Source organism: Rhizobium sp. Leaf306 (assembly GCF_001423425.1).
GTDB classification, from domain to species: domain Bacteria; phylum Pseudomonadota; class Alphaproteobacteria; order Rhizobiales; family Rhizobiaceae; genus Neorhizobium; species Neorhizobium soli.
On record NZ_LMNX01000002.1, the window covers coordinates 1,029,978 to 1,055,796 of the forward strand.

Annotated in this window: 27 protein-coding genes, 5 tRNA genes and 2 pseudogenes; 18 read left to right on the forward strand and 16 right to left on the reverse strand. The window is 58.3% G+C overall.

Annotated elements, in window-relative coordinates:
* Nucleotides 1–98 precede the first annotated feature (98 nt).
* The gene (locus tag ASG19_RS12710; RefSeq protein ID WP_062457359.1) at nucleotides 99–878 is read right to left on the reverse strand and encodes an alpha/beta hydrolase; all 780 of its coding nucleotides are present in this window, start codon (nucleotides 876–878) and stop codon (nucleotides 99–101) included.
* 162 nt (nucleotides 879–1,040) lie between these two features.
* On the opposite strand from ASG19_RS12710, the gene ASG19_RS12715 reads away from it, so the two are divergent.
* Together ASG19_RS12715 and ASG19_RS12720 are read left to right on the forward strand one after the other, a co-directional pair.
* A complete protein-coding gene (locus tag ASG19_RS12715) occupies nucleotides 1,041–1,286 on the forward strand; it encodes a zinc-finger domain-containing protein (RefSeq protein WP_062457362.1) in 246 nt (81 codons plus the stop codon).
* A 13-nt stretch (nucleotides 1,287–1,299) separates the two neighbouring features.
* A complete protein-coding gene (locus tag ASG19_RS12720) occupies nucleotides 1,300–2,463 on the forward strand; it encodes an FAD-dependent monooxygenase (RefSeq protein WP_062457365.1) in 1,164 nt (387 codons plus the stop codon).
* Nucleotides 2,464–2,479: 16 nt separating this feature from the next.
* Here ASG19_RS12720 and ASG19_RS12725 read toward each other — a convergent pair whose 3' ends face one another.
* Nucleotides 2,480–3,673 (reverse strand): cystathionine beta-lyase, encoded by a 1,194-nt coding sequence (locus ASG19_RS12725; RefSeq protein ID WP_062457367.1) that lies wholly within the window; start codon nucleotides 3,671–3,673, stop codon nucleotides 2,480–2,482.
* Nucleotides 3,674–4,023: 350 nt separating this feature from the next.
* Here ASG19_RS12725 and ASG19_RS12730 point away from each other — a divergent pair, with 350 nt between their 5' ends.
* The 4 genes from ASG19_RS12730 (at nucleotide 4,024) to ASG19_RS12745 (ending at nucleotide 8,308) form a co-directional block, all read left to right on the forward strand.
* Complete coding sequence (locus ASG19_RS12730; protein ID WP_062457371.1) at nucleotides 4,024–5,046, forward strand: amino acid ABC transporter substrate-binding protein; 1,023 nt, start codon at nucleotides 4,024–4,026, stop codon at nucleotides 5,044–5,046.
* A 119-nt stretch (nucleotides 5,047–5,165) separates the two neighbouring features.
* Nucleotides 5,166–6,359, forward strand: a complete 1,194-nt coding sequence (locus tag ASG19_RS12735; protein WP_062457374.1) for an amino acid ABC transporter permease — start codon at nucleotides 5,166–5,168, stop codon at nucleotides 6,357–6,359.
* Nucleotides 6,360–6,362: 3 nt separating this feature from the next.
* The gene (locus ASG19_RS12740) at nucleotides 6,363–7,520 is read left to right on the forward strand and encodes an amino acid ABC transporter permease (RefSeq protein ID WP_062457377.1); all 1,158 of its coding nucleotides are present in this window, start codon (nucleotides 6,363–6,365) and stop codon (nucleotides 7,518–7,520) included.
* Nucleotides 7,521–7,534: 14 nt separating this feature from the next.
* Nucleotides 7,535–8,308: an amino acid ABC transporter ATP-binding protein gene (locus ASG19_RS12745; protein ID WP_062457380.1), complete on the forward strand. Its 774-nt coding sequence runs from the start codon at nucleotides 7,535–7,537 to the stop codon at nucleotides 8,306–8,308.
* A 93-nt stretch (nucleotides 8,309–8,401) separates the two neighbouring features.
* Here the strand turns inward: ASG19_RS12745 and ASG19_RS12750 are convergent, their stop codons facing one another.
* A complete protein-coding gene (locus ASG19_RS12750; RefSeq protein ID WP_156466488.1) occupies nucleotides 8,402–9,070 on the reverse strand; it encodes a hypothetical protein in 669 nt (222 codons plus the stop codon).
* 607 nt (nucleotides 9,071–9,677) lie between these two features.
* On the opposite strand from ASG19_RS12750, the gene ASG19_RS12755 reads away from it, so the two are divergent.
* Nucleotides 9,678–9,863, forward strand: a complete 186-nt coding sequence (locus tag ASG19_RS12755; protein WP_062457386.1) for a Flp family type IVb pilin — start codon at nucleotides 9,678–9,680, stop codon at nucleotides 9,861–9,863.
* Nucleotides 9,864–10,143: 280 nt separating this feature from the next.
* On the opposite strand, the gene ASG19_RS23905 is transcribed toward ASG19_RS12755, so the two are convergent.
* Nucleotides 10,144–10,503 (reverse strand): hypothetical protein, encoded by a 360-nt coding sequence (locus tag ASG19_RS23905; protein ID WP_156466489.1) that lies wholly within the window; start codon nucleotides 10,501–10,503, stop codon nucleotides 10,144–10,146.
* A 638-nt stretch (nucleotides 10,504–11,141) separates the two neighbouring features.
* Between ASG19_RS23905 and ASG19_RS12770 the strand changes: the two genes are divergently transcribed.
* Nucleotides 11,142–11,312: a hypothetical protein gene (locus ASG19_RS12770; RefSeq protein WP_244476151.1), complete on the forward strand. Its 171-nt coding sequence runs from the start codon at nucleotides 11,142–11,144 to the stop codon at nucleotides 11,310–11,312.
* Nucleotides 11,313–11,608: 296 nt separating this feature from the next.
* Entirely contained in the window at nucleotides 11,609–12,931 is a 1,323-nt protein-coding gene (locus tag ASG19_RS12780) for a radical SAM protein (RefSeq protein ID WP_156466490.1), read from the forward strand.
* Between the two features lie 475 nt (nucleotides 12,932–13,406).
* Here the strand turns inward: ASG19_RS12780 and ASG19_RS12785 are convergent, their stop codons facing one another.
* The 3 genes and pseudogenes from ASG19_RS12785 to ASG19_RS24225 form a co-directional block, all read right to left on the reverse strand.
* A complete protein-coding gene (locus ASG19_RS12785) occupies nucleotides 13,407–13,778 on the reverse strand; it encodes a hypothetical protein (protein ID WP_062457399.1) in 372 nt (123 codons plus the stop codon).
* A 223-nt stretch (nucleotides 13,779–14,001) separates the two neighbouring features.
* Nucleotides 14,002–14,904 (reverse strand): annotated as a pseudogene (locus ASG19_RS12790) (IS3 family transposase); the annotation flags it as partial.
* Between the two features lie 35 nt (nucleotides 14,905–14,939).
* A pseudogene (locus ASG19_RS24225) lies at nucleotides 14,940–15,193 on the reverse strand (transposase); the annotation flags it as partial.
* Nucleotides 15,194–15,427: 234 nt separating this feature from the next.
* Between ASG19_RS24225 and ASG19_RS12800 the strand changes: the two are divergent.
* On the forward strand, nucleotides 15,428–15,646 hold the full coding sequence (locus ASG19_RS12800; RefSeq protein WP_062457405.1) for a hypothetical protein: 219 nt from the start codon (nucleotides 15,428–15,430) through the stop codon (nucleotides 15,644–15,646).
* A gap of 45 nt (nucleotides 15,647–15,691) precedes the next feature.
* On the opposite strand, the gene ASG19_RS12805 is transcribed toward ASG19_RS12800, so the two are convergent.
* Nucleotides 15,692–16,303, reverse strand: coding sequence for a hypothetical protein (locus ASG19_RS12805; protein WP_062457407.1), 612 nt, complete (start codon nucleotides 16,301–16,303; stop codon nucleotides 15,692–15,694).
* 14 nt (nucleotides 16,304–16,317) lie between these two features.
* A complete protein-coding gene (locus ASG19_RS12810; RefSeq protein ID WP_062457412.1) occupies nucleotides 16,318–16,518 on the reverse strand; it encodes a DUF4222 domain-containing protein in 201 nt (66 codons plus the stop codon).
* Nucleotides 16,519–16,877: 359 nt separating this feature from the next.
* Here ASG19_RS12810 and ASG19_RS12820 point away from each other — a divergent pair, with 359 nt between their 5' ends.
* The 3 genes from ASG19_RS12820 to ASG19_RS12825 all read left to right on the forward strand — a co-directional run bounded on the left by ASG19_RS12820 (nucleotide 16,878) and on the right by ASG19_RS12825 (nucleotide 18,623).
* Nucleotides 16,878–17,171 (forward strand): hypothetical protein, encoded by a 294-nt coding sequence (locus ASG19_RS12820; protein WP_062457417.1) that lies wholly within the window; start codon nucleotides 16,878–16,880, stop codon nucleotides 17,169–17,171.
* A gap of 241 nt (nucleotides 17,172–17,412) precedes the next feature.
* On the forward strand, nucleotides 17,413–17,589 hold the full coding sequence (locus ASG19_RS23910; RefSeq protein WP_156466491.1) for a hypothetical protein: 177 nt from the start codon (nucleotides 17,413–17,415) through the stop codon (nucleotides 17,587–17,589).
* A complete protein-coding gene (locus ASG19_RS12825) occupies nucleotides 17,589–18,623 on the forward strand; it encodes a tyrosine-type recombinase/integrase (RefSeq protein WP_244476152.1) in 1,035 nt (344 codons plus the stop codon). The genes ASG19_RS23910 and ASG19_RS12825 overlap by 1 nt, the downstream gene beginning before the upstream one ends.
* A 61-nt stretch (nucleotides 18,624–18,684) precedes the next feature.
* Here the strand turns inward: ASG19_RS12825 and ASG19_RS12830 are convergent.
* The 5 genes from ASG19_RS12830 to ASG19_RS12850 form a co-directional block, all read right to left on the reverse strand.
* Nucleotides 18,685–18,761: transfer RNA gene (locus tag ASG19_RS12830), tRNA-Arg, on the reverse strand.
* Nucleotides 18,762–18,796: 35 nt separating this feature from the next.
* Nucleotides 18,797–19,102 carry an ETC complex I subunit gene (locus ASG19_RS12835; protein WP_062458113.1) on the reverse strand — a complete coding sequence of 102 codons (306 nt, stop codon included), beginning with the start codon at nucleotides 19,100–19,102 and terminating at the stop codon, nucleotides 18,797–18,799.
* A 72-nt stretch (nucleotides 19,103–19,174) separates the two neighbouring features.
* Nucleotides 19,175–19,251: transfer RNA gene (locus ASG19_RS12840), tRNA-Pro, on the reverse strand.
* 115 nt (nucleotides 19,252–19,366) lie between these two features.
* A complete protein-coding gene (locus ASG19_RS12845) occupies nucleotides 19,367–19,852 on the reverse strand; it encodes a DUF192 domain-containing protein (RefSeq protein ID WP_062457420.1) in 486 nt (161 codons plus the stop codon).
* An 8-nt stretch (nucleotides 19,853–19,860) separates the two neighbouring features.
* A complete protein-coding gene (locus tag ASG19_RS12850) occupies nucleotides 19,861–20,439 on the reverse strand; it encodes a cold-shock protein (RefSeq protein ID WP_062457423.1) in 579 nt (192 codons plus the stop codon).
* Between the two features lie 214 nt (nucleotides 20,440–20,653).
* On the opposite strand from ASG19_RS12850, the gene ASG19_RS12855 reads away from it, so the two are divergent.
* From ASG19_RS12855 to ASG19_RS12875, 5 genes are all read left to right on the forward strand, one after another.
* On the forward strand, nucleotides 20,654–21,094 hold the full coding sequence (locus tag ASG19_RS12855) for a VOC family protein (RefSeq protein WP_062457428.1): 441 nt from the start codon (nucleotides 20,654–20,656) through the stop codon (nucleotides 21,092–21,094).
* 211 nt (nucleotides 21,095–21,305) lie between these two features.
* Nucleotides 21,306–21,770 (forward strand): hypothetical protein, encoded by a 465-nt coding sequence (locus ASG19_RS12860; RefSeq protein ID WP_062457431.1) that lies wholly within the window; start codon nucleotides 21,306–21,308, stop codon nucleotides 21,768–21,770.
* Between the two features lie 177 nt (nucleotides 21,771–21,947).
* Nucleotides 21,948–22,022 (forward strand) — tRNA-Glu (locus tag ASG19_RS12865).
* Nucleotides 22,023–22,171: 149 nt separating this feature from the next.
* Nucleotides 22,172–22,246 (forward strand) — tRNA-Glu (locus ASG19_RS12870).
* Nucleotides 22,247–22,397: 151 nt separating this feature from the next.
* A tRNA-Glu gene (locus ASG19_RS12875) sits at nucleotides 22,398–22,472 on the forward strand.
* A 26-nt stretch (nucleotides 22,473–22,498) separates the two neighbouring features.
* On the opposite strand, the gene recJ is transcribed toward ASG19_RS12875, so the two are convergent.
* Nucleotides 22,499–24,304 (reverse strand): single-stranded-DNA-specific exonuclease RecJ, encoded by a 1,806-nt coding sequence (gene recJ, locus ASG19_RS12880; protein WP_062457434.1) that lies wholly within the window; start codon nucleotides 24,302–24,304, stop codon nucleotides 22,499–22,501.
* A 153-nt stretch (nucleotides 24,305–24,457) separates the two neighbouring features.
* Nucleotides 24,458–25,777: a homoserine dehydrogenase gene (locus ASG19_RS12885; RefSeq protein WP_062457437.1), complete on the reverse strand. Its 1,320-nt coding sequence runs from the start codon at nucleotides 25,775–25,777 to the stop codon at nucleotides 24,458–24,460.
* Nucleotides 25,778–25,819 lie beyond the last annotated feature (42 nt).

A 25,819-nucleotide genomic window follows, 5' to 3' on the forward strand; every position in this document is an offset into this window, starting at 1 on the left:
ATTAGATTTACGACAACACCAACGCCGGCGAAATCGCATTTCGTTGATCGTTAATTCAAGGAAACCTGAAGTCTTGCCAATCCGTGGCGGAGCCGGGCTCAGGCCTGCGCCGCGTAAAACTCCAGTACCGCTTTCTTGAAAACCCTGTCGCCGACGGCCAGCATGTGGTCACGACCGGGAATATCGAACGCTGTCGCATTCGGCATCAGATCGGCCAGATCCTGCGGTGAACCCGCGATATCGTCCTTCGTCCCAACGCCGATCAGCGTGGGAACGTCGATCTTGCCCATATCGCTGCGTTCGACCAAATCGCGCGAACCGCGGATACAGGCGGCGAGTGCCTGCTTGTCGCTTTTCGTCTGGTCGGCAAAGGCGCGGAACATACGGCCGCGATCATGGCTCACGCTCTCAAGCGAGGGCGCCAAGAGCGCATCCGCGATCGGATCCCAGTCACCGACCCCGTCCGTCATGCCGATACCGAGACCGCCGAGCACCAGCGACCGGACCCTGTCCGGATCGTTGAGCGCTGCAAACACCGAGATACGCGCGCCCATCGAATAGCCGAACAGATGCGCTGCCGGGATGCGCAGGTGATCGAGCAGAGCAACCGAATCCGCTGCCATCACCCAAGGGCGATAGGCGTCCGGATCGGTCGGCTTGTCACTGCCGCCATGGCCGCGGTTGTCCATGGCGATCACCCTGTAACCGGCATCGCCGAGCGTCTTCACCCATCCCGGATGCACCCAGTTCACCGTCGCGCTGGAAGCGAAACCGTGGATGAGCAGGACAGGATCGCCTGCCGGATTCCCCTCATCCAAATAGGAGAGGCTCAGTCCGTCATGGCTGAAGGTGGAAAAGGCCGGGGCATTGAGGTTCATCTGGGATATCCTGTTTTGGCGGCGGACCATAAGATATCGGTGCTTGCGATTGAACCCTGAAAGACACCTCGCATCGCGGTTTTTGCACTACACTTTTGAATGCGGCGGCGGTAATGTCCGCGCCAAATCAGACGTGCCCTATTGTACGCATTGGAGACGACCATGGCCGGCCACAGCATTCCCCATTTCCAGAACGACGGCGGTGTCCCGTCGATCCAGATCGGCGTGAAGGAATTCATGTGCACTGGTGCATCCGTTCCTTACGATCATCCGCACATCTTTATCGACATGGGCGACGAAGTCGAAAAAGTCTGCTCCTACTGTTCCACTCTGTACAAATACAACCCTACCCTGAAGGCCGAACAGACCGACCCTCCGGGCTGCGTCTTCAACGTCAAGGCCGCCTGATCGGCAGCCAGAAATGGCTGTCGAGACAGTAGCGATCGTGGGTGCGGGCATGGCGGGTCTCACCGCTGCGCTCGCGTTTGCGCGCCATGGCATCACCTGCGACATCTTCGAGCAGGCGCCTTCCCTTCAGGAAGTCGGCGCTGGGCTCCAGTTGTCGCCGAACGCTTCGCGCGTGCTGAGCAAGCTTGGCATTCTTAGCGATCTGGAACCGTTATGGACCGAGCCGGATGAAGTGCAGCTCGTGTCGGGTCGTTCGCTTCATCGGCTGGCCTATGTGCCATCCGGCCGGTTCGCCCGCGAGCGGTGGAGATCGCCCTATGGCGTCCTCCATAGGGCAACGCTGCAAGACGCGCTTCTCCACGCCGTTAACGCCAACCCGCTCTGCACGCTTCGGCTGGGCTCGAAGATTGGGAGCGCCGTTCGAGACGAACTTGCGGAGATCTCCGGACGCCACCATGACCTGATCGTCGCCGCAGATGGCGTCTGGTCTGGCATTCGCACCGCAATTCCCAAAAATCCGGAAGCCGTTTTTTCCAACAGTGTCGCCTGGCGCTTCATGGTTTCAAAGAGCGCGGCACCTTCCTGGCTGAAGCCGAATGCCGTCAGTGCATTTCTCGGACCTTCGGCACACATTGTGGCCTATCCGCTCAAGGAGAAGGATAGTTTCAACATCGTCGCCATCGCGTCCGGCGGCAACACCGGCAATTGCTGGAATACGGAAGCGAGCGCCGCCCAGAAAGACCTGCTGCTGCGTCATTTCAAGGGGTGGCATCCGAGCATAGCCGAAACACTGGCCGCATCCGACAAGCCGACCTTCTGGCCGCTCTATCAGGTGACACCGGGCCGTTGGCACAATGGCCGCGATCTTGTTCTGATCGGCGACGCCGCCCATGCGATGCTGCCCTTTGCGGCCCAAGGCGCGGCGATGGCGATCGAAGACGCGTTCATCCTGGCAAACCGCGTGGCCGCCCTGCCCTCGCTCACACAGGCGCTATCAGCCTACGAGACCGAACGGGCCGGTCGCGTCGCCAAGGTGCGAGCACGCGGGGAATTCAACCGCTTTGCCTATCATGCGCGCGGCCCGCTGAAGCTCGGTCGCAACTTTGTTCTCTCAATGCGTCCGCCGCAATCGCTCGCGGCGGATCTGGATTGGCTCTACGGTTTCGACGCCGAGTAGCGTCGAGGTTGAGCGATCAGACCGCGGCCGCCGCGGCAAACCCCGCTTCAAGATCTTTCTTGAGATCAGGCACGTCTTCGAGACCGATCTGAAGCCTGATGACTGCACCCTCGGTGGGCTGCTTGCGGATGGTGCGGTCGGAAAGATTTACGACCAGAGCAAGGCTTTCGTATCCTCCCCAGGAGTAACCGAGGCCGAAAAAGCTCAGGGCATCGAGGAAGGCGTGCGCCTTGGCCTTTGCCCTCTCAGGCTCGGCCTGCAGCACGAAGGAGAAGATCCCGCTCGATCCCTTGAAGTCACGCTTCCAGATCTCGTGGCCAGGAAAGCTTGGCAATGCCGGATGCAGGACGCGCGCAACGCCGTCGCGACCTTCCAGCCACTCGGCGATTTCAAGGGCGCTTTTTTGATGCTGGTCCAGCCGCAGACCCATCGTTCTCAGGCCACGCAGGATCAGGTAGGAATCTTCCGGCGCACCGCAGATGCCCATTGCAACCCGCGCGGCCTCAAGAGCCGGAAAATGCCTCGCATTGGCCGACACCGAACCCATGACGATATCCGAATGCCCGGACGGGTACTTCGTGGTCGCATGGATCGAGACGTCGACGCCGAAGTCGAGCGGACGAAAATAAAGCGGTGTCGCCCAGGTGTTGTCCAGCGTCACCACGACGTCTGCGGAATAGGCGTGCACAGCGTCCGTGATTGCGCGGATGTCCTGCATCTCGAACGTATTCGAGCCGGGCGCTTCCGTATGAACGAGTTTGGTGTTCGGCCTCATCAGCTTGGTGATGTCTGCCCCGATCTCCGGATCATAGTACTCGACGTCGATCCCCAGTCTCGTGAGCATCGTGTCACAGAAAGTCCGGCAGGGCGTGTAGACCGAGTCGACGATCAGCGCGTGATCGCCCGATGACAGGTAAGCCAGGAACGGGATTGAGATCGCAGCCAGTCCCGATGGAACGAGGATCGTACCCGCAGAACCCTCGAGTTGGTCGAACGCAGCGCACAGGGCGTCCGTCGTCGGGGTCGCGCGGGTTCCATAGGTGTATGGCTGGCTGCGCTTTTCCATCGCTTCGGCATTCGGGAAAAGGACCGTGGAACCTTTGACGACAGGCGGGTTGACGAAGCCATGATACGCGCGTGGATCGTTTCCGATATGCGCAAGGCGCGTATTCTGACCCGCTTCTTCGATCAGTTTATCTTTCTGGGACATGTCCGGAATGCACTTTCGTTGACAATGGCGCCAGTTTTGCCGCCGCCCTCCAGGCTGGTCAACCCCGCTGCCCAATTCCCAGTACCGGTGCAATATTAGCATGCTCGTTCGGTATAAAAACCGCCACAACTCGCACACAACTTGAGCATTTGCCCAGCGCGTAGGCGGTAAAGTCTAATACACCGTAATTTGGACGCAATTTGAACGGGTGGCCCTTGACCCTGCCTTCGTTTCCGAATGAGATATAAACACCCGCGCCGGGAGGTCAGCGGGGGACCGGTCGTATTCATAAAATCAGGGGAACGGCCTGTGTCGAGAGATCACACAAAACAACAGATAAGGTTGGGAAAATGAAAAAGACGCTTTTGTCTGCCGCGTTTGGCGCAGCGGTCCTTGGCTTTGCCTCGGCAGCTTCCGCGGCCACGCTTGATGATGTCAAGGCGAAGGGCTTCGTTCAGTGCGGCGTCAACACCGGTCTGGCCGGCTTCGCGCAGCCGGATTCGGCCGGCGCTTGGAAAGGCTTCGACGTCGATTTCTGCAAGGCCGTCGCAGCTGCGGTTTTCGGTGATGCAACGAAGGTGAAGTACACGCCGACCACGGCCCAGAGCCGCTTCACGGCACTGCAGTCGGGTGAAGTCGACGTGCTCGCACGTAACACCACCTGGACCATCAGCCGCGATACCGCGCTCGGTTTCAACTTCCGCTACGTCAACTACTACGACGGCCAGGGCTTCATGGTTCCGAAGAGCCTGAACGTGAAGTCGGCGCTTGAACTGTCCGGCGCTGCCGTCTGCGTTCAGTCGGGCACGACAACCGAACTCAACCTCGCCGACTACTTCAAGTCCAACAACCTCCAGTACAACCCGGTCGTCTTCGAAAAGCTCGAAGAAGTAAACGCCGCCTACCAGGCCGGCCGTTGCGACGTCTACACGACGGACCAGTCGGGCCTTTATGCAACGCGTCTCGCGCTGTCGAACCCTGACGAACACGTCATTCTTCCGGAAATCATCTCCAAGGAGCCGCTTGGCCCAGCCGTTCGCCAGGGCGACGACAAGTGGTTCGATATCGTTTCGTGGACAGGCTACGCCCTGGTTCAGGCCGAAGAATTCGGCATCACCCAGGCCAATATCGACGAGATGAAGAACTCGACCAACCCGGATATCCGCCGCTTCCTCGGCACCGAGAAGGACACCAAGGTCGGTACCGATCTCGGCCTGACCAACGAATGGGCCTACAACATCGTCAAGGGCGTCGGTAACTACGGCGACGTCTTCGAGCGCAATATCGGTTCCGGCAGCCCGCTGAAGATCGCACGTGGCCTGAATGCTCTGTGGAGCAAGGGTGGCCTGCAGTTCGCACCGCCGATCCGTTAATCGACTGATAGACTGACGTCTCGCAGGGTGGCTCCGTCCGCCCTGCGAGACATTCTCCACGATCAATAAGAATCAAAAACAATAAGGGCCCACAACGGGTCACAGGGGATTGGCAAAGCATGACGGACAACTCGATCCGTGCGCCTGCGACTAAGCGCGCGTCCACGTCACTCATTTACGATCCAAAAGCGCGGAGCATCTTCTTCCAGGTGCTGACGCTGGTCATTCTCGTTGCGCTCGTCTGGTCGATCGCACACAATGTCAGTGTCAACCTTGCCCGCAGCAACACCGCCACCGGGTTTGGCTTCCTCGCTGGTCGCTCAGGCTTCGATATCGGGCAATCCCTGATCGCCTACACGAGCGACTCGACCTATGGCAGGGCGATCCTGGTTGGCTTCCTCAACACGATGATGGTCGCTGTCACCGGCATCATCACGGCAACCATCGTCGGCTTCATCATCGGTATCGGTCGCCTGTCGAAAAACTGGCTGATCGCCAAGCTCTGCACCGTCTATGTCGAGGTGTTCAGAAACATTCCGCCGCTGCTGGTCATTTTCTTCTGGTATTCCGGCGTTCTCGCCATTCTGCCGCAGCCGCGTGATGCTATCCAGGGCCCGCTCTCGACCTTCCTCAGCAACCGTGGCCTGACCTTTCCGGCAACGATCTGGGGCGAAGGCGCGTGGATCCTCCCGGTTGCCATTCTCGTCGGCATCGTTGTCGCGTTCGTCTTCCGCACGTGGTCGGTCAAGCGCCAGATGGCAACCGGGCAGCAATTGCCCAACGGCTGGATCTCCGCCGCCATCATCATCGGTCTGCCGCTTCTCGGATTCATCGCCATGGGTTCGCCGCTGACCTTCGACTATCCCGTCGAAGGTCGTTTCAATCTTTCCGGCGGCGCCAATATCCGTCCGGAATTCGTGGCTCTCTATCTGGCGCTTTCGCTCTACACGGCTGCGTTTATCGCGGAAATCATCCGAGCCGGCATCAAGGGCGTCGGCAAGGGACAGACGGAAGCCGCCGCTGCACTCGGCGTCCAGCCGGGCAAGATCACCAGACTGGTTGTCGTACCGCAGGCTTTCCGCATCATCATTCCACCGCTGACAAGCCAGTATCTCAACCTGACCAAAAACTCGTCTCTCGGCGTTGCAATCGGTTTTCCCGAACTGTTTTCGACCGGGAGCACCTCGCTCAACCAGACCGGTCAGGCTGTCGAGATGATCACGATCATGCTCACCATCTATCTGAGCATCAGCATCGCGACATCGCTGTTCATGAACTGGTTCAACGCCAAGATGGCTCTGGTGGAGAGATAAGACATGTCTACACACAAGCTCTCTTACGTTCGCAATGACATGATTGCACCGGAACCGCCGCCGGTCAGCGCCAGTTCGGCAAGCGGCTGGATCCGGACCAATCTCCTGGCAACGCCAAAGGATGTGGTGCTGACCATCGTCGCCATCGCATCGCTGGCTTTCGCCCTGCCCGGCATCATCAACTGGCTGTTCATCAATGCGAGTTGGGTCGGTGCCGATCGCTCGGTCTGCGCCACCGTCGTCCAGGGCGGCACCCAGCCGGATGGCTGGAAAGGCGCATGCTGGGCGTTTGTCGGTGACCGGTTCCAGCAGTTCATGTTCGGCCGCTACCCGATCGAGGAGCGCTGGCGCGTCATGCTGGTCGGGTTCATGCTGATCGTGCTGCTCGTGCCTCTCCTCATTCCGAAACTGCCGTACAAGGCGCTGAACGCCGTTCTGCTGTTTCTCGTCTACCCGGTCGTCTCGTTCTTCCTCATGCATGGCAATGTTCTTGGCCTGCAGCGGGTCGAGACCCCGCTCTGGGGCGGCATGATGGTGACGCTGATCCTCTCCTTCGTCGGCATCGCGGTCTCCTTCCCCGTCGGCATCCTTTTGGCGCTCGGACGGCGTTCCAACATGCGCGTATTGAAGACGCTCTGCGTCGTCTTCATCGAGGTGATCCGCGGCGTACCGCTTGTCATGGTTCTCTTCATGGCAAACGTGATGCTGCCGCTGTTCCTGCCCACCGGCTGGAGCATCGACAACTTCCTGCGCGCCGTGATCGGTGTGTCGCTGTTTGCCTCCGCCTATATGGCAGAAGTCATTCGTGGCGGCCTGCAGGCTATTCCGAAAGGTCAGGGCGAAGGTGCCGATTCGCTCGGCCTCAGCTACTGGCAGAAAACCCGCCTGATCGTCCTTCCACAGGCGATCAAGCTCGTGATCCCTGGCATCGTCAACACCTTCATCGGCCTGTTCAAGGATACGTCGCTCGTTGCCATCATCGGCATGTTCGACCTCTTGAACATCATCAGGCTCAACTTTACGGATACGACCTGGATCACGCCCATGACGCCGCTTACCGGCCTCGTGTTCGCTGGTCTTATCTACTGGATTTTCTGCTTCGGCATGTCACGCTATTCCGCCTTTATGGAACGGCATCTCGATACCGGCCACAAGCGATAACAAGGGGAAAAACAATGGCTGACGCCCAACCCAAAAACCTCACCGTCTCCTCCACGGATGTCGCTGTCGAGATCATCGGCATGAACAAGTGGTATGGCGATTTTCACGTGCTGCGCGACATCAATCTCAAGGTGATGAAAGGCGAACGCATCGTCATCGCCGGGCCGTCAGGCTCCGGAAAATCGACGATGATCCGCTGTATCAACCGCCTCGAGGAACATCAGTCGGGCAGCATTGTCGTCGACAATATCGAACTTACCAACGATCTGAAAAAGATCGACGAAGTGCGGCGAGAAGTCGGCATGGTGTTCCAGCACTTCAACCTCTTCCCGCACCTGACGATCCTTGAGAACTGCACGCTTGCACCGATCTGGGTTCGCAAGATGCCGAAGAAGGAAGCCGAGGAAGTGGCGATGCACTACCTCAAGCGTGTCAAGATCCCGGAACAGGCCCATAAGTATCCGGGCCAGCTCTCCGGCGGTCAGCAGCAGCGCGTGGCGATTGCCCGCTCGCTGTGCATGAAGCCGAAGATCATGCTGTTCGACGAACCGACCTCGGCTCTCGATCCTGAAATGGTCAAGGAAGTGCTCGATACGATGGTTGGCCTTGCCGAAGAAGGCATGACCATGATGTGCGTCACCCATGAAATGGGCTTTGCCCGCCAGGTCGCCAACCGGGTGATCTTCATGGACCAGGGACAGATCGTGGAAGAGAATTCGCCGGCGGAGTTCTTCGACAATCCGCAGCACGAGCGCACCAGACTGTTCCTTAGCCAGATCCTGCACTAGGCAGACTGCGCCAACGCGAATGACCTGCAATAGAAAAGGGGCGCCGCGAGCGCCCCTTTTCCGTTTCCCGTCGAAACAATCGTCAGGGCGCCATCACCACTGGAATGAGTAGCGGGCATTGACGCTGGTTACTGCTGCGGTCGCGTCCGAATAGCGATCGACGGAGCCGCTGAGTGTCAGGCTGTCACCTAGTTTCTGCTCGAGTCCCAGCCCCGCGCCGCCGATACGAAACGTATCGATCGCCGTTGCGCGGACGACCACGGCTGTGCCGGTGTTTGACCGGGACAGCCTGAGAGTCTGGTTGGCGTCGAGGCCACTCCAGTCCTGATTGAGCCCGTCGTAGCGCATGACATAGCTCGCATTGCGCTCGACATCGATCGTTGACGTGACGATCTGCGTTTGGTGGTAGTTCATGCTGACGGCGGCCGTTTCGGCCAATCCGTCGTAATCGATCCCGATCTTGCGTTCGACCTCGTAAGCGGGCCTCTGGATCGACTTCATCTTCATGCTGCCCCACAGCCGAAGCGGCGTGTTCATCGACCCGTCCTTCTTCGCATCGACACCGACGTTGAAGCCCGCCTCGGGCTCCAGCTCCGTCGGCAACCTGAAGCCGAGCTTGACGGAATAGCTTCTGTCCGAATTCTTGACGGGCTGCCAGATGAGCGGCCTGTCCGCCGCATGGGCGCGGGATGCCGAAAACGGGCCGACCGCAAAGATTGTCGCAAGCAGCGCGACGCCGCCGGCCAATAGACTTCTGTTCATTTGATCCCCACTCGAAGGCTCAAGACAATGTTGAGGCGCAAGCGACCGCGAGGTCACCTGGAAAACCCGTTTCAATGCGATGGAGGCGAGTTTGTCAGACCCAATGGTCGGTTTTCGCCACGTGCCTTCCCCTGCCGATGCAACGGAACTGACCGCCGCGAATATACCCTTGAATGAGGCAGCTTCGAATCGATTTTGGGGCTGAAATGCGATTGCGGGATCACGATCGGTTTCCCGAAGATGTGAACTCCCGCTGTTGCTGCATCGCAACATGACGTGGTGAGGCTGGGTACGCGGAGGAGTGAATGGTAGGTCCTACCCCACTGCAACGCTCTGGCACCACGAGTACCGGTGGCAGCATTCTAGGCCCGGTTTGGTCATGAGCATGCGTTATCCTACAATGAAAGGATCCAGTTCGACCGGGTCGCCGGCGGGCGATGAGCACAAGTCACGGAACCGCGAAAACAACTTCTTAACCATTCAGAACTCACATTAGCCAATAGGAACATATTAACCGATCCTGTTAACGCAACACTCTTTTGACTTTCAGTAAAAGAACAACACGTCGGGACGACTTGTCCCACGGCACGAATCAAGGAGGATTTGCATGTCGGTTTTTGCACGCTTTATGAAGGATGAGTCTGGCGCCACTGCCATCGAATACGGGCTTATCGCCGCTCTTATCTCTGTCGCGCTGATCGCTGGTGCACAGACGCTCGGCGGTGCACTAAGCACGCAATTCACGAACCTCAGCAAGAAGTTGAATTGCGGCGGCGCTGCTACCACTTGCTGATCGCTGGCATTGCGAGATGCAACCAAGTCGGGTCATGAGTTAACGTCGTTGCACGATTGGCCGGCAGGTAGTCTCACTCAAGTATTCGCCTGAGGTCTTCACCCCAGGTTAACATCCAGATCGTACCCAAAAGCTCGGACGCCATCTCTTGGTTCCAGCACTCAACTCGCCGAACAATGGGACCTCCATTGTTCGGTTTTTTGTTGCCGTCACGCCAAAGATTCTTGGTCTCTATATCCAGCTCCGAAGCAGCGCTTTGCTCAAGGCGATATTCCTCCGCTCAAGCGGCAGTCGCAATTTTTTGGGAGATGGTTTTGGCGACCCCTGCAGTTGTATCAATAGATACATATATCAGCGACTTGGTCGCGGGTGCGACCGAAGTTCGCCCCATTGTAATCATTGACGGATTGAAAACGGCAGGTCTTACCTCTGGTAGCTCGGTGAGGTTCTGGTGGCAATCATTGAGGTTGCCGACAACGACGCCCTGATGCCCGGAGGTAACGAAGCGTTCAGGGCGATGCTCGAAAGCTCTCAAGAGCGACGAACTGACGACTGAGCAAGGCGAAACCGGAGTTAGAATGATATTAAGGACGACAATAGCTGTCGTGATACTCAGTTTGGCAACACCAGCTGCTGCCATCGACATCTGCACCGGGGGAAACCGTGCCAAGCGGAAAGTGACCTGCGTCGTCGATGGTGACACGATCTGGCAAGATGGCGTGAAGATGCGTTTGCTTGAGATCGATACGCCGGAGACCTCTGCCGCGCAGTGCGATCGAGGAAAAACAGCTAGGTGAAAAAGCAAAGCTGCGGCTGCAGGGGCTTATGTCGAATGGCTATCGACTGGACGACAGCGGTACGGAGGATCGGACTTCGGATCGCCGCAATCTGGTTCACATCATCCTTCCTGACGGGCGGGATGCCGGAAACGTATTGATCCAAGAAGGCCTCGCCCAGCAATGGCCGAACAAAGGTGACCGGTGGTGCGAGGGCCTGCAAGGCAACGGGCGGTGATGTGCCGACTACAGCCGGCTGACGCGCTGTCGCTTGAAGCGAGTCGAGGCGGTCCCGTGGTTCCTCGGAACGGCATGGTCAGATGACCGGAACCTCGCAAGACCACCAGCCCACCAGCAGTTCTACTAGTCGAATCCAATGCCATTCCCCGCTATTGTTCACCGCGAAAGGCGGAGTACGATGCGCAAAATGAATCCTTAGGACATCCCCGCGTTCGTCAACGACGTGGCCGCGACTGGCTGCAACATCACAGGGATTGCCGGCGTGGGTTATATTATCGGCGATGCCGACCTTCCCGACGGTCAGTTGGAGGAGGTCATGCCGAAGCTCACCGAGATCACGGAAGCCTACGGCAAGCGCGATCATCTCCTTGAGGAAATCACTGAGTATCTAGTATCGATCGGTAGAAGCTATCCGCCGCCGGAGATGCACTAGCACTCAATGAACGATGTCGAGCGAGCACAAGCATTTCAAACCGCGACACAACTGTTCGTCTCCCTTAAATGATCCACAGCAGCGGCAAATCGAAGGCTCCGCTTGACGGGCGCTCTGCGCTCGTGACCGTGTGCATACCGCGAGCGCTACATCCTTTTGATCAAAAAGATTGGTCACGAGGTACATCGGTACCTTAATTTCATCTGGGACCAAGCACACGCGCCGTCGTTGAAGAAATCTGCGTTGCGCAACTATGAATCTCTGTCATCGTTGGAAACGCAGTGTGGAGGATGCTTATGGATTGCCGGATTTTACGCCAGATCACATTGAAGGCCGACGGCCACCTCGCCTGCGACGATAGCGCGGGCTATGGCATAGATCTCGGCCTTGTACGCGCCGGCGGTAGGTGGAAGCTGCGCGATATCCTTGAAGGTCCGGTCTACTCGCACGTTCGATCGTCGTTTCAGCAGGGCCGGACGCCTTGGCCGACGGTTTGCGAGGGCTGCGATTTACTTTCCCTTGGCGCCGCGCCGAACGACACCCTTGCGCATAGCTTCGATCTTCTCGTTGAGCCGACGCTGGCGTGCGAATTGTCCTGCGCGTGCTGTATTCGCAAGAGCATCATTGGAAAGGGCCGCGCCGAAGACGACCTTGACGTCGAGGTATTTCGTCGGTTCGTCAAAGCTGCGGCGCTCGAGAAGTACCGCATGAACCAAGTCCATTACATCGGCTGGGGCGAACCGCTCCTCCATACCCGCTTTCGCGATCTTGTCGACATCGCGTACGAGAGTTTTCCCACAACGATCCAAATGGCCACCACCACGGGAAACGTAGATTTCCGCACATCCGTCGGCGACGGCCGGTTCGACTACATCGTAATGTCCTGTGATGGCACCAAGCCGGAATCATACGAGCGGTATCGAAAGGGCGGCAATTTCGACGTTGCGATGAAGTTCGCCGCCGATGCAAAAACGTATGGCCATCGCGATTTACGGATCGAATGGAAATACATCCTCTTCGACTTCAACGACAGCGACGAAGAGATCCTGCACGCGCAGCGGATGGCGGATCACGCCGGCGTCGATAAGCTGCTGTTCATTCTGACGAACTCAAAATGGAAGTCGGAGCGATTTACCGGCCACAACGCAGCATCGTTCCCGCTGATATCGCCTGTTGCTACAATCACCCCTGCTGCCGCGATGAGCGCTTTCGTAGCTGAAGGCAGTCTGTCGGGTGTGCAAACGGGTGCCCATGGTTACATCGATCGCATCGGCGTATCTTCAGGTCAATTCCTCCTGGTGGAGGGGTGGGCGCTAGGCCCTGGCGATACCTACGCAGACAAAATCCAGCTCTGGATAGACGGTCATCTGCAATCGCAGACTTTGCCGAACTTGCCGCGACAAGATGTTGCCGCAGCGCGGCCTGGGGCCGCTGGTCCGCACTGCGGGTTCCAATTCAACATTCCGTCGCCGGCCGGCCGGCTGCCGGATAGTATTGAGGTGAGAGTTATTTCTCGAGAGCACACCTCCAGCATCGGCGGAGATCTCAGTTGGCTGAAGGTCGGTTCGATGCTCAACGTTCGAAAAGATTTGAGAGTAGCGGTTCTCGATAGCGCATAACGTTTGATAAATCTCGGTTGATACCATTAAAGCTAAATGCCTTAGCGGTTGGCTGCCGTTTATCCAGATTATGACCTTCTCCCTTTGCCGGCGTGACAGATCGACCAAGATTATCGCTGCCCTCAACGAGCTCTACGAGTTCAGCTATTGCTGGCGCCGCGACGGCATAGCTTTTACCAACTCGTCGTAGTCAGCGATGAAGCTGGAAACTACCTTGGCGCCAATTCGTTTGCCTCGGGCACGTCCGAATAAAGACGCGCCGAACAATGGGATCTCCGTTGTTCGGTTTTTTGTTGTCATCACGGCTGACCGATCCGCTCACGTTCGACGCGATCAAGGCGCCGGCTCAAATTAATGACGACGTCGCTTGCGCCGTAGACGCTGCCTGCGCCTGCTCCAGTTCAACGATGATTGCGAAAGCCATGGGGCGACCCGCCAGAAGCTTTCTGAAAGCAGGGGTTGGGCTTCGCTACCTTCAAAGTCTCCAGCCAGCTCCTACCTTAGTCTCGGGATAGTGTTCGGTCGCTTCCATACCGTAATCAGGGTTGTAGCTCAGATCGATTTGCGGCTGATTGAGTACATTCTCTTGAGAATGCGCACCCGCTAGGCGATAGAAACTCAAAAGTAAAGACGCATCAATCCTCGTACCGTGGTGATTGATAAGTGCAACAAATGCCTCAGCGAATTCTTCCGGCTTAAACCAAGCCTTCTGTCCAACCTCAATGACCCAATCCGAGTGCGAGCTATCCGCATTGTTGTAGTCGAAGTCGCGGCTGTATCCAGTAGAGTGAACCAATCGGTCCTCGTAGACCGTCCACTCATCGTTCATCAGGATTAAATTCGCCATTCAGTTCTGGCCTCCCGCTTCAATATTTTGATTCGTTAATATAGCGCAAAGCGGCTGTGTTCGGGAAGGCTCGTCACAAACGAAGGTGGTCACGGGTAAAATTTCGTCATCGTTGCCCAGAGCGGGTGAGCACTTGCAGGCTGCAAAGGGGGTGGAAGATTGGTATGATGCCATGAAAGGGCGGGACGTTTGAATAGCCCCGCGTTTCGTAGACACCCTCGGGTTACGTTTTCTGCTGTTTTTCGAACTCGACGGGCGACAGCATCCCGTTCCTGACATGTTTGCGTTTCGGGTTGTAGAACATCTCGATGTAGTCGAACACGTCTTGCCTGGCTTCGTCTCTTGAGCGATAGACCTTTCTGCGTATCCGCTCCCGCTTCAACAGATTGAAGAAACTCTCAGCCACTGCGTTGTCATGGCAGTTGCCCCGTCGGCTCATCGAGTGAAACAGGTTGTGGTGCTTCAGGAACGATGCCCAGTCCATGCTGGTGAACTGCGATCCCTGATCCGAATGCACCAGAACCTTTTCCTTTGGCTTTCGCCTCCAGACAGCCATGAGCAGCGCCTGCAGCACGACATCCGTTGTCCGTCGGCTCTGCATCGACCAGCCGATGACACGGCGGGAATAAAGATCGATCACCACCGCGAGATAGGCGAAGCCTTCATTGGTTCGGATGTAGGTTATGTCCGTGACCCACGCCTTGTCCGGAGCAGCAACGTCGAATTGCCGATCCAGAGTGTTGTCGATGACAATGGACGGCTTGCCGCCATAAATTCCAGGACGGCGTTTGTATCCGATTTGAGCCTTTATCCCGGCAATCCTTGTCAGGCGGGCAACCCGGTTGGGGCAGGATGTCTCGCCGTGATCGAGCAGGTCGTCGTGAAGCTTGCGGTAACCGTAGACCTTGCCACTTTCCTCCCAGGCTTTCCGCAGAAGACCGATTTGCCGTTCGTCTTCACAAGCCCGCTTGCTCAATGGCATCCGAAGCCAGGCATAAAACCCGCTGGGATGGATGCGCAACAGGCGACACAACATTCGCACCGAGAACCGCTGTTGATGCTGGGCAACGAACGCGTACTTCACTTTGCATCCCTGGCGAAATACGCGGTCGCTTTTTTTAACAACAGGCGACACAACATTCGCACCGAGAACCGCTGTTGATGCTGGGCAACGAACGCGTACTTCACTTTGCATCCCTGGCGAAATACGCGGTCGCTTTTTTTAAAATGTCGCGCTCCTCCGTGACCCGCGCCAGTTCCTTTTTAAGGTGCCTGATCTCTTCGGACTGGTCGTTACCCTGGTTCCCAGACGCCAAGGAGAACTTCTTCTTCCACTCATAAAGCAAGTGCGGGCTTACACCGAGCCGCTGCGAAACCTCTGCAACCTGATAGCTCCGTTCCGTGATCTGACGCACCGCGTCGCGCTTAAACTCTTCGCTGAAAGAGTGCGGGCTTACACCGAGCCGCTGCGAAACCTCTGCAACCTGATAGCTCCGTTCCGTGATCTGACGCACCGCGTCGCGCTTAAACTCTTCGCTGAAATTCGATTTGCTCATGATGATCTTCTTGCCTCTAATTTAGGAAAGAAGCGTCTACAAATCTCGGGGCTATTCAGTTATGGATTCGCGCAATTATGGGAGATCAGCCTAATGAATGAAATAAAGCCACCTAAGTCGGGATCGCCCAACAGGTTTATCGACTGCCAAGAGGCGATTGAAACCAAGCTACGATCGATTGTCAACGAAGCCGTTGAGGCAGGCTGGGGAGACAAGGAAACTCTCGCGGCAGTTGTAGAAGTTGCAGAAAACCTTCTTCTAGGTGAGGAGACAAATTACGACGTTTTGCGTCAAATCCGCAGGATGACATAATAATTCAGTCCGTGGAAACGCGGGCGGGTATGCGGGCTTTGTGGGCTAAGGCTGACCAATCCGCTCGCGCTCAACGCGATCGAGGCGCTGCCTGAGATCCATGATAACGTCGCGGGCGCCGTAAACGCTGCCCTGCGCTTGCTTCAGCTCATCGACCTGCCGCTGCTGATCCTGGAAGCGCTGGTCGTAGTTCGACCAGACGCGGGCGTGCTCGTCTCGCGGCACCAGCCCCTCTCGAAGTTCCTTGATGGCAGCCTCCGTTCGCTGACGATCTTCCTGGCCACGAGCGGTTCGCCATTCCATCTCTTTTTGTGTGACCATACTGGAAACGATCGTCGACAGGCTGTCCTTCGTCTCGATCGCACGCATACGCATGTCCTCGCGCATCGTGGTGATGTTGTCCTTGATCGGCTGCAGCGCCATGAAGCCGAGTCCACCCAGGACCGTGATCGTCACCGAACAGAAGCCGATGATGATCGGCCACTGCGTCTTTGACCCACCACGGATGTCATCGACCAGCGAGCGGATCTGCGAGGCGATTTCGGAGAAGCCCTTGCCCATCCGGTTGTCGAGATCGCCGATTTGCCGCGACTGGTTCTCGACGCGCTCGCCGAGCTGCGCATATTTCGCTTCCGGGTCAAAGCCGCCATTGGGCATGTCGTTTCTCCCTGTCATTCGTCCCGCTGCCCTTCTGCATTCAATTCCGTCACCATCGCCGCCGCGAAGCCATCAATCCCCGAAGAGGCAAGCGGCAGCAGATGGATACCATCGATGTTGAAGTAGACGCGCCGGTTCTGGATCTCGCGGACGCGGAAGATGTTTCCGTGCCGGTCGACGTAGGACCGGCCGGGAATGATGCTCGATGCGATCATGGCGGCGCCTGGATAGCTTTGTCGTGCTGCCGGCACTGATCCCCCGACCAGATGGACGCAGCGCAGAGAGAGGCCACTGTGCGCCCGATCTTGCGTTTGTCGGCCGACGTCAGCCCGCGGGCCCCGATCAGGTCCGTGCCGACAACCCGCTTAACGACGCATACTGCGACCGCGTTGGCTGACATCGGTCGAGGTGTCGCGGATCGTCGATCGGGCCCCCGTGGCAGGTCCGCCGTTGGCGCCTGAAGTCCCAAGCGCAGCAATGCCGATCTTTGGGTTTGCACCTGTCGGGACAGCGGAAAGCGTCACAGTGACCTGGCTCGCGCCTGATCGAGCGTGCCGGTATCGAACTGCCGGCCATGTATCGCCTTGGCTACCACAACAACAACTGCATCGGCTGCGTCAAAGGCGGCATGGGCTATTGGAATAAGATCCGGCGTGATTTCCCAGAAACCTACGAACGCATGGCCGTTCTACAGCGCGAGCTTGGGCCGGGTTCCTACTTCTGGCGGGAGCGCAAGACGAAAGAGCGCATCAGCCTGGATGCCTTGGACCCCGATCGCGGCAACCACGACGAAGAACCTAACATCGAATGCTCGCTTCTCTGCCATGCGGCCGAGGTGACCATTGCCGATGATTGCGAGGCAGCATGACCACGATAGCACCATGCCCTTTCTGCGGATGCCAGTTGGAGAAGAGCGAAACGTTCTCGAACAGGGCAACAGCATACTTCGTTCACCCCTATCAGGACGAAGGCGAAGAATGCATCGCCAGTTCGATCCGCATTCCTGTGTCTGACCGAAAGGACGACAATCAGCGGCTTTCGTCTTGGAACCGTCGCTCCCCATCACCCGAAACGAGGGCGATGGCTCCGAACACAGAAAGGGTGGAGAGATGACGACGCCTGCCCTGGTGAAAGCCGCAGACCTCAAGCGCATCGCTGCCGCGGTAAAGCGCGACGGCGTCCGGATCGAGATCGAAGTCAATGGGAAGATTGTGAGAGTTACCCCCGATATCCCCAATAATCACAGGGTGAAGCCAGTTGCTCGGTACGAGGACTTTGACCTCTGATGGATGGCATGCCGCGCAAACCATACCTCTCGCGTGAAAAGACACGCCACGATAAGTTCGTTTGGTACTTCAAGCGGAAGGGGAAGCGCGTGCGGCTGCCAGAGCCATATGGCAGCGATGAGTTTAAAGCCGCCTATGAGAAGGCACTGACCGGCTCGTCGTCGGTGATTGAAAAGCCGAAAAGCCGAACCGGATCTCTGAAGTGGCTGGTTGATCAGTACAAGCGCAGCGCGGCATTCGCAGGGCTCGCCGCTGGCACTCGTCGCGCCCGGGACAACATCCTCAAGCAGATCTTGGACTCGCCACGCAACGCCGACGGTCCATTTGCCGACCTGTCGCGGGCGAAGGTGAAGGCGGGAATGGATAAGCGCGCGGCAACGCCGAACTCTGCAAACAACTTTCTCAAGACGATGGGCCACCTTTTCAAGTGGGCCGTTGAGGCTGGGCACGTCGATGTCAATCCGTGCATTGGCGTCTCAAAGGTCAACGTGAAATCCGACGGCTTCCACAAGTGGTCGGTCGATGAGGTCGAGAAGTACCGATCACACCATAAGATCGGCACGAAACCGAGGCTGGCGATCGACATCCTACTCTTCCTGGGCCTACGCCGGGGCGATGCCGTGGTGGTTGGCAAGCAGCACATGAAGGACGGACTAATCTCGATCCGCACAGAGAAGACGAAGCAATGGGTTTACCTGCCGGTCTTCAAGCAGCTCATGGATTCGATCGAGGCGACACCGACCGGCGATCTCGCGTTTCTGACGACGGAGAAAGGCAAGCCATTCAGCTCCGGCGCTTCGTTCGGGAATTGGTTCGCAAAGCAATGCACGGCGGCTGGGCTACCTGATGTGTGCCGAGCGCATGGTCTACGGAAGGCAGGGGCAACGATTGCTGCGGATGAAGGGGCGACAGCTCACGAACTGATGGCAATGTTCGGCTGGTCGCGGCTCTCGATGGCTGAGATCTACACCAAAGAGGCGGATAAAAAGAAGCTTGCAAGGGGGGCTTCGAAACGTCTGTCGAACAGAATGTAGGTCGCACCCTAAACCCCGACCAGTCGCACCCTGTTTAATATCAATAGCTTAAGTATGGTATTGGCGACCCCTGCAGGATTCGAACCTGCGACCACCTGCTTAGAAGGCAGGTGCTCTATCCAGCTGAGCTAAGGGGCCTGCTAAGACGCTTCTAACAGAACGCAGACAGGATGTCAGTGCGTCCAGGGCTGCGAGCGATTGAAGCGGAAATTGTCGGTGTAGGAAGCAGCTTGACGCGCAGGTTCTTTCGGCTGGACGACGCGGTATTCGATGCCTTCACGCTTGGCGTAGGCTTCGGCAAGTTCCTGACTTTCAAACGTCAGGCGGACTTGCTGCTTCATGTCGCCGGAAGATGTATAGCCAAGGATCGGATCGATCCGGCGTGGCTCTTCCTGGTCGAATTCGAGGAGCCAGAGATGCGTCTTGGCTTTGCCAGATTGCATTGCAGTTTTTGCGGGACGATAGATCTTGGCCGTCATGAACTGAAACATCCGACTTTTGCTAGCGTGACGCTTCGGCAACTGCTGAGCGCGACGCTCTTTTGAAGGCAATGGTCGGAGTGGAGAGATTCGAACTCCCGACCCTCTGGTCCCAAACCAGATGCGCTACCAGACTGCGCTACACTCCGTTCCTTACAAGAATGCGAGATACACGGTTCCCTACCAGCCCGCAACTGCAAAAAGTGGATTTTCCCAATTGTTCGAACTGTCTAGCGAACTAACTGTGGGAAAGCGGCCAAACACCTATCCTGCGTTGCCGATCCGTTTGGAAACCACCTTGTCACCAACCTTGATTCCGAGCGCTTTCGTCCGACCGGCATTCAGTTCGAGGACAAATTTTACCGGTCCCCGCGAATCGATCACGTCACGAGAGTAAGGAACCGCATTTTCGCGGATATGAGAGACCGTCCCGTCGCCCTCGATAAACAGCATATCGAGCGGCAGGATGGTGTTTTCCATCCACATGGAAACACGGCGTGTCTCGCCGAAGTCGAACAGCATGCCGTGATCGTCAGGCATTTCCTTGCGGTACATCAGGCCCTGCGAGCGCTGCTGGTCCGTTAGAGCGAGCTCGATCACAAAGGCATGGGTCTTGCCCGCTGCCGTGCGGATCGACAGCTCATCTTTTGGAAAGATGACCTGCTGGGCTGCGGCAGCGTAGGCGACAAACAGAAAAAGCGCCGCAAGGGCGCCTTTTGCAAAGGGCGTGATCCGCCCGAATGACTGCATTCTCAACATCAATGTGACCGGCTTACAGGGTTGGGATTGTCGGGATGAATTTCGGCTGCCATCAAGCCCTTGTCGCCAGGTCCGAACCGGACCAGCACGGTCTGGCCGGGACGGAGCTCTGTCAGTCCGTAGCGACGCAGCGTTTCCATGTGGACGAAGATATCTTCGGTCCCCTCACCGCGGCTCAGGAATCCAAAGCCCTTGGTGCGGTTGAACCATTTCACCAGTGCCCGTTCCAGGCCGCTCGTTGGCGTGACCTGAACATGGGTGCGAACCGGCGGCAACTGCGAGGGATGAACTGCGGTCGACTGATCCATGGAAAGAATGCGGAAGGCCTGATAGCCACGGTCGCGCTTCTGGATCATCGCGACGATACGGGTTCCTTCAAGGATGGTCTGGTATCCATCGCGCCTCAGGCAGGTCACATGCAGAAGCACATCCTGCATACCGTTGTCGGGCACAATGAAGCCGAACCCCTTCGCAACATCGAACCACTTGACCACACCCGTAATTTCGATGAGCTCGACCGGATCGCCCGCGAATTCCTCGTATTCGGCTACGCCTTTCAACGATATCCTGTCTGCCATATCCTATCGGCCCCTCGATTACGCGTTACGACATGACGGTGGAAGTGATTCTTCGCCCCTAGATTAACATCCCGTTAACCCTCTAGTGCAAGTCCCCGTCTGGACTTTATCAGCATCTTTCTACGGCTAACGGCTTGCCCCAGGCTTGCTGACCTCCTGCAATGCACCATATCCGCTCGACAGTTTGCCAACGACATCGCGGAGCTTGCGACACATGCGCTATCTACACACAATGGTTCGGGTCAAGGATCTCGACGCGTCTCTCCATTTCTACAAGACACTGATGGGTTTGGAGGAGATCCGCCGCATAGAAAATGACAAGGGCCGCTTCACGCTGGTCTTTCTGGCTGCACGCGACGACGTTTCGCAGGCTGAGGAGAACATGGCGCCGTGCATCGAGCTTACCTACAACTGGGACAGCGAGGATTACACGGGCGGACGCAATTTCGGCCACCTCGCCTATGAGGTCGACGACGTCTATGCGTTCTGCCAGCACCTGCAGGACAATGGCATCGTGATCAACCGTCCGCCTCGCGAAGGTCGGATGGCCTTCGTACTTTCGCCGGACGGCATTTCCTTCGAGATCCTGCAGAAGGGCGACAACCTGCCGGTCGCCGAGCCGTGGGCATCGATGCCGAATACCGGCAGCTGGTAATTGAGGCTTGCGTCGGCCTGACCAAGGCCAACGCCCCTCTCTTGCCGAGCGAAACAGGACACGTGATGCTCATCTCCATGATTCGCGACAGAGTGTCCGCGACGCACATGAAGGGCATCACGTGCCGGTTTCGCCAGCAAGATCGATCTCAAGGCCGAGTTTTCCGCTCCTCGCAGTGGCGATCGCAGCCTTAATGATGAGCAGTTGCTCGATGACCCGCAAGGTTGCCGACGCCGATCCGGTCTCCGCAGAGGCGGTGGCCGCGGAGCAACCAGATGGCGCGGCAAAACCGCTTGCCAAAGCCGGCACGAGCGGCGCCGGCCTCTATGTCGATCCCCTCGTCTCCACAAAGGCGCACCAGGCCAAATCAGCGGCAGTTGCAACGACTACGGCGCCGGGCGCCAACGCCGCCCCCGGCGCCTTTCCTCCGGCGCCGGAGCAGCCGTCGAACTCCATCGCCGGGCTCGTCACGCAACCGACTGGCGTGCGCGCGAGCAGCTACAGCATCTTTTCGTCCAACGCATCGCCATTCCCATCGGCGACGACGGCACCTGCTGCTGCCCCTGACGGGCAGACAGCCGTCGCCGCTCCGGCCGGCGGCATCAATGCAGCACATGGCAGCGTCTTCACTCCCCGCCAGCCGCTGCCGGACCCGTCACAACAGGCGCAGCTCTAACCATCAGCCTTGAGCGGGGGCGAAAAGAGCGCGCTGGTCAAATCGGATAAGCCGCTGATTTCGCATGGCTTTACGCTCACTGAAGCCACATTTTCCGCGCATCTAATTTTTCGCAAAAAACATCGTTTTTGCGCTTGCGGTAACGAAATCACGCCTCTATAAGGGCGCTCACTGTACGCGCCCTTCGTCTATCGGTTAGGACGTCAGATTTTCATTCTGAAAAGAGGGGTTCGACTCCCCTAGGGCGTACCAGTTCTTTCCTTCAAACTGTTGATTTTGCACAAGAACCTCTAAGTTCTCTTGGAGCATCCAGCCGCGCAATTTTCTCTGTTTATCTTCCGAAAAATACCGTTTTTTGGCTTGTCTGTTTGAAAAAGCGTCCCTATAAGACGCTCCTGTACGCGCCCTTCGTCTATCGGTTAGGACGTCAGATTTTCATTCTGAAAAGAGGGGTTCGACTCCCCTAGGGCGTACCACTTCCCCCTTCTTCCATATCTTCAGGCTTGTTCGCTCGCGCGTTTTCCCGCGGCATGCCTTGGCTTGGATTATTTCATTTAAAAACAGAGAAATATCGATTTTCCTACTTGCCGGATCGGGCAAGCCTGACTATACGAGCGCTCACTGTACGCGCCCTTCGTCTATCGGTTAGGACGTCAGATTTTCATTCTGAAAAGAGGGGTTCGACTCCCCTAGGGCGTACCAGTTTCCCCTTTTGATTAAGCCGTAATTTATCGCGACTCGACCGCGTCGAGAAGCCTGAGCTGGATGCGCCGGTTTCCCTGCCACTGGTCGGCCGTGAGGCATCCCGCGGCATGGATCTGCTTTCCGCGGGAGTTGAGCAGCATCTGGCCGAGCGGCGTTTCGGCCGCCCTGAAGGCGATCCCCTCCAGACGCGTGCCATCGAGTGATTCCAGCGCGATCTTCACATGCGCCGTACCGACCAGCCGCACATCTCTCAGACGATGGGCGGGAATGGCAAAGACGGGCTGCGCATGGCCAGAGCCGTAGGGGCCCGCCTGTTCCAGCTGGTCGAACAGCGCGATCGTGGCCCCTGATGCCGATAGTGCGCCATCGATCTTCAGCACGTGGTTGGCAACAAGCGCCGGAACGCCCTCAGCCGCCACTTCCTCGAAATAGGCGCGCAGCTTGCCGAGGTTGGCGCGCTCGACGGTCAGTCCCGCCGCCATGGCGTGACCGCCACCTTTTAGCAGAAGCCCTGATTCGACTGCGCCGCGAACCATCCGGCCCATGTCGAAACCGTTGATCGAACGGCCGGAACCGGTGCCCTTGCCGGACGGGTCGAAAGCGATCGCGAAGGCAGGCCGCCGGAACTTCTCCTTCAGCCTCGCAGCGAGAAGACCGACGATGCCGGGATGCCATTTCTCATGCGCGGTGACGATGACGGACGCGCCCTCGGCGTCGCCGTATTCGCCAAGCACTTCCGCTTCGGCTTCCGCCAGCATGGCGGCTTCCATGGCCTGCCGCTCGCGGTTCAGATCGTCCAGCCGGCCGGCGATCTCCTCCGCCTTGATATCGTCTTCCAGTGTCAGCAAGCGGCTGCCGAGTGCTGCATCGCCGATTCGCCCGCCGGCGTTGATGCGCGGACCGATCATGAAGCCGAAATGGTAGGGCGTCACCGGTCCGCCGAGACCCGCCTTGCGAAACAACGCCGTGAGCCCCGGGTTGACCATGTGGCGGGCAGCGATCAGCCCCTTCACCACATAGGCGCGGTTCAGCCCTTTCAGCGGCACGACATCGCAAACGGTTGCCAGCGCCACCAGATCCAGCAGGCCGAGGAGATCGAGCGACTGGGCGCGGTTATCGCCACCTTCGCGCAGCTGCTTCAGGGTGGCGACCATGACCAGAAACACGACGCCTGCCGCGCAGAGATGCCCCTGCCCCGAGAGATCGTCCTGGCGGTTGGGATTGACGAGCGCCACGCACGGCGGCAGCACGTGACCGACCTGGTGGTGGTCGATGACAACCACATCGCAGCCCTCGTCCTTGGCCGCTGTCAACGCATCCTGGCTCGTCGAGCCGCAGTCGACCGTGACGATCAGCTGCGCGCCGTTCGCCACCAGTTGGCGGATCGCGTTGGGGTTCGGCCCGTAGCCTTCGAAAATCCGATCCGGAATATAGATCTCCGCCTCGACACCGAAATGCGTCAGGAAACGGTAGAGCAAGGCGGAAGAGGCCGCGCCGTCCACGTCGTAATCGCCGAAGATCGCAACCCGCTCGCGCCGGTTGATCGCGGCGACCAGTCTCGCTGCAGCCTTGCCGCAATCCGTCAGCGTCAGCGGATCGGGCATCAGTGACCGGATGGTCGGATCAAGGAAGGCCGGGGCATCGTCGAGCGTCACGCCGCGGCCGGCAAGCACGCGAGCGACCAGTTCGGGAATGCCATGGATCTGGCTGATGGCAAGCGCGCGGTTCTGCGCCGCCTGGTCGAGCCGCGACACCCAGCGCTGGCCACTCACCGATTGCTCTACGTTCAGGAACGCGCGCGGTACCGGATCGACCGGTGACGTTGTCATGGAGAGGCTGCTGGCGATTGAGGTGGTCGATTGGGTGGTCATTCAGCCGTTTTAGCGCATCGGCGCATCAACAGTAATCTGTTTTCGGCAGCGGACGTGGCCTCGGCGAAAAAACACTGGGGCCAGTCTAGTGCGGCTCAACGGCTGCGTGGGTCACATGTCCTTGGGCCGTTCGATCCGGATGACCTGCGGCTCGCCAACCAGATAGCTTTCGGCCTTGATGGCGTCGACGGCCTTGCGGACCGAGTCCTCCATCGTCGCGTGCGTGACAAGGATGATCGTCTTCGACATCACGGACGAATCGGGCTTCGAGCGCTGGACGATCGATTCCAGCGAGATGGCGTTCTCGGCCATGCGGGCAGCGATCGAGGCGAAGACGCCGGTCCGGTCGGCAACGGTCAGCCGGATGAAATAACCGCCTTCGTGGCTCTGCATCTGGGCGCGCTTGTAAGGTGCCAGCGAAGCCGCCGGTGTGCCGAGAACCGGAACCTGCTGCGCACCCGGGCGGCTCTTGGCGATGTCGGCGATGTCACCGAGCACGGAAGATGCCGTTGCATTGCCACCGGCGCCTGGGCCGACCATCAGCAGTTCGCCGAGGATATCGGATTCGATCGCCACGGCATTCGTCACGCCATCGACCTGCGCGATAACCGAATCACGGGGCACCATGGTCGGGTGAACGCGCTGCTCGATCCCTGTTTCGGTGCGCTGCGCGACGCCGAGCAGCTTGATGCGGTAGCCGAGATCGGCGGCGGCGTGGATATCGTCGATCGAGATATTGGTGATCCCTTCGAGATAGATCTCGTCGGGGGCGATCTGGGTGCCGAAAGCAAGCGTCGTTAGGATTGCCAGCTTGTGTGCCGTGTCGTTGCCCTCGATATCGAAGGCCGGATCGGCTTCGGCATAGCCCAGCCGCTGCGCTTCCTTGAGGCAGTCGGCAAACGACAGGCCCTCCTTCTCCATCCGGGTCAGGATGTAATTGCAGGTGCCGTTCATGATGCCGTAGACACGCGAAATCGTGTTGCCGGTCAGAGACTCGCGAAGGGCCTTGATGACGGGGATACCGCCGGCAACCGCTGCCTCGAAATTGAGGAGTGCGCCGTTTTCTTCGGCGATCCTTGCGAGTTCGACGCCGGATGCGGCGAGCAGCGCCTTGTTGGCTGTCACCACATGGAGACCACGCCGCAAGGCTGCGCGCACAGAATCCGCAGCGGCGCCCTCGGCGCCGCCCATCAGCTCCACGAACACGTCGATCTCAGCGTTTGCTGCCAGTTCTTCGGCGCTGTCGAACCAGGTCACGGCAGAGAGATCGATCCCGCGGTCGCGGGTGCGGTCTCTCGCCGTCACGGCGGCAATCTCGATCGGGCGTCCGCAGGTGACCGCAAGTTCGTTGGCACGGGTCTGGATGATGCGAACGAGCGAGGCACCGACAGTGCCAAGACCCGCAATGCCGACTTTGAGGGCATCTGCCATGATAGTTTTCCTGGTATTTTGGGAGACTGGGGCGGTCAGAAC

Excerpts from the sequence above, each read along its gene's own strand:
- ASG19_RS12710 (WP_062457359.1), bottom strand. The coding sequence starts at position 878 with ATGAACCTCAATGCCCCGGCCTTTTCCACCTTCAGCCATGACGGACTG.
- ASG19_RS12715 (WP_062457362.1), top strand. The coding sequence starts at position 1,041 with ATGGCCGGCCACAGCATTCCCCATTTCCAGAACGACGGCGGTGTCCCG.
- ASG19_RS12720 (WP_062457365.1), top strand. The coding sequence starts at position 1,300 with ATGGCTGTCGAGACAGTAGCGATCGTGGGTGCGGGCATGGCGGGTCTC.
- ASG19_RS12725 (WP_062457367.1), bottom strand. The coding sequence starts at position 3,673 with ATGTCCCAGAAAGATAAACTGATCGAAGAAGCGGGTCAGAATACGCGC.
- ASG19_RS12730 (WP_062457371.1), top strand. The coding sequence starts at position 4,024 with ATGAAAAAGACGCTTTTGTCTGCCGCGTTTGGCGCAGCGGTCCTTGGC.
- ASG19_RS12735 (WP_062457374.1), top strand. The coding sequence starts at position 5,166 with ATGACGGACAACTCGATCCGTGCGCCTGCGACTAAGCGCGCGTCCACG.
- ASG19_RS12740 (WP_062457377.1), top strand. The coding sequence starts at position 6,363 with ATGTCTACACACAAGCTCTCTTACGTTCGCAATGACATGATTGCACCG.
- ASG19_RS12745 (WP_062457380.1), top strand. The coding sequence starts at position 7,535 with ATGGCTGACGCCCAACCCAAAAACCTCACCGTCTCCTCCACGGATGTC.
- ASG19_RS12750 (WP_156466488.1), bottom strand. The coding sequence starts at position 9,070 with ATGAACAGAAGTCTATTGGCCGGCGGCGTCGCGCTGCTTGCGACAATC.
- ASG19_RS12755 (WP_062457386.1), top strand. The coding sequence starts at position 9,678 with ATGTCGGTTTTTGCACGCTTTATGAAGGATGAGTCTGGCGCCACTGCC.
- ASG19_RS23905 (WP_156466489.1), bottom strand. The coding sequence starts at position 10,503 with ATGGCAGCAGCTGGTGTTGCCAAACTGAGTATCACGACAGCTATTGTC.
- ASG19_RS12780 (WP_156466490.1), top strand. The coding sequence starts at position 11,609 with ATGGATTGCCGGATTTTACGCCAGATCACATTGAAGGCCGACGGCCAC.
- ASG19_RS12785 (WP_062457399.1), bottom strand. The coding sequence starts at position 13,778 with ATGGCGAATTTAATCCTGATGAACGATGAGTGGACGGTCTACGAGGAC.
- ASG19_RS12800 (WP_062457405.1), top strand. The coding sequence starts at position 15,428 with ATGAATGAAATAAAGCCACCTAAGTCGGGATCGCCCAACAGGTTTATC.
- ASG19_RS12805 (WP_062457407.1), bottom strand. The coding sequence starts at position 16,303 with ATGCCCAATGGCGGCTTTGACCCGGAAGCGAAATATGCGCAGCTCGGC.
- ASG19_RS12810 (WP_062457412.1), bottom strand. The coding sequence starts at position 16,518 with ATGATCGCATCGAGCATCATTCCCGGCCGGTCCTACGTCGACCGGCAC.
- ASG19_RS12820 (WP_062457417.1), top strand. The coding sequence starts at position 16,878 with ATGTATCGCCTTGGCTACCACAACAACAACTGCATCGGCTGCGTCAAA.
- ASG19_RS23910 (WP_156466491.1), top strand. The coding sequence starts at position 17,413 with ATGACGACGCCTGCCCTGGTGAAAGCCGCAGACCTCAAGCGCATCGCT.
- ASG19_RS12825 (WP_244476152.1), top strand. The coding sequence starts at position 17,589 with ATGGATGGCATGCCGCGCAAACCATACCTCTCGCGTGAAAAGACACGC.
- ASG19_RS12835 (WP_062458113.1), bottom strand. The coding sequence starts at position 19,102 with ATGACGGCCAAGATCTATCGTCCCGCAAAAACTGCAATGCAATCTGGC.
- ASG19_RS12845 (WP_062457420.1), bottom strand. The coding sequence starts at position 19,852 with ATGCAGTCATTCGGGCGGATCACGCCCTTTGCAAAAGGCGCCCTTGCG.
- ASG19_RS12850 (WP_062457423.1), bottom strand. The coding sequence starts at position 20,439 with ATGGCAGACAGGATATCGTTGAAAGGCGTAGCCGAATACGAGGAATTC.
- ASG19_RS12855 (WP_062457428.1), top strand. The coding sequence starts at position 20,654 with ATGCGCTATCTACACACAATGGTTCGGGTCAAGGATCTCGACGCGTCT.
- ASG19_RS12860 (WP_062457431.1), top strand. The coding sequence starts at position 21,306 with ATGACCCGCAAGGTTGCCGACGCCGATCCGGTCTCCGCAGAGGCGGTG.
- recJ (WP_062457434.1), bottom strand. The coding sequence starts at position 24,304 with ATGACAACGTCACCGGTCGATCCGGTACCGCGCGCGTTCCTGAACGTA.
- ASG19_RS12885 (WP_062457437.1), bottom strand. The coding sequence starts at position 25,777 with ATGGCAGATGCCCTCAAAGTCGGCATTGCGGGTCTTGGCACTGTCGGT.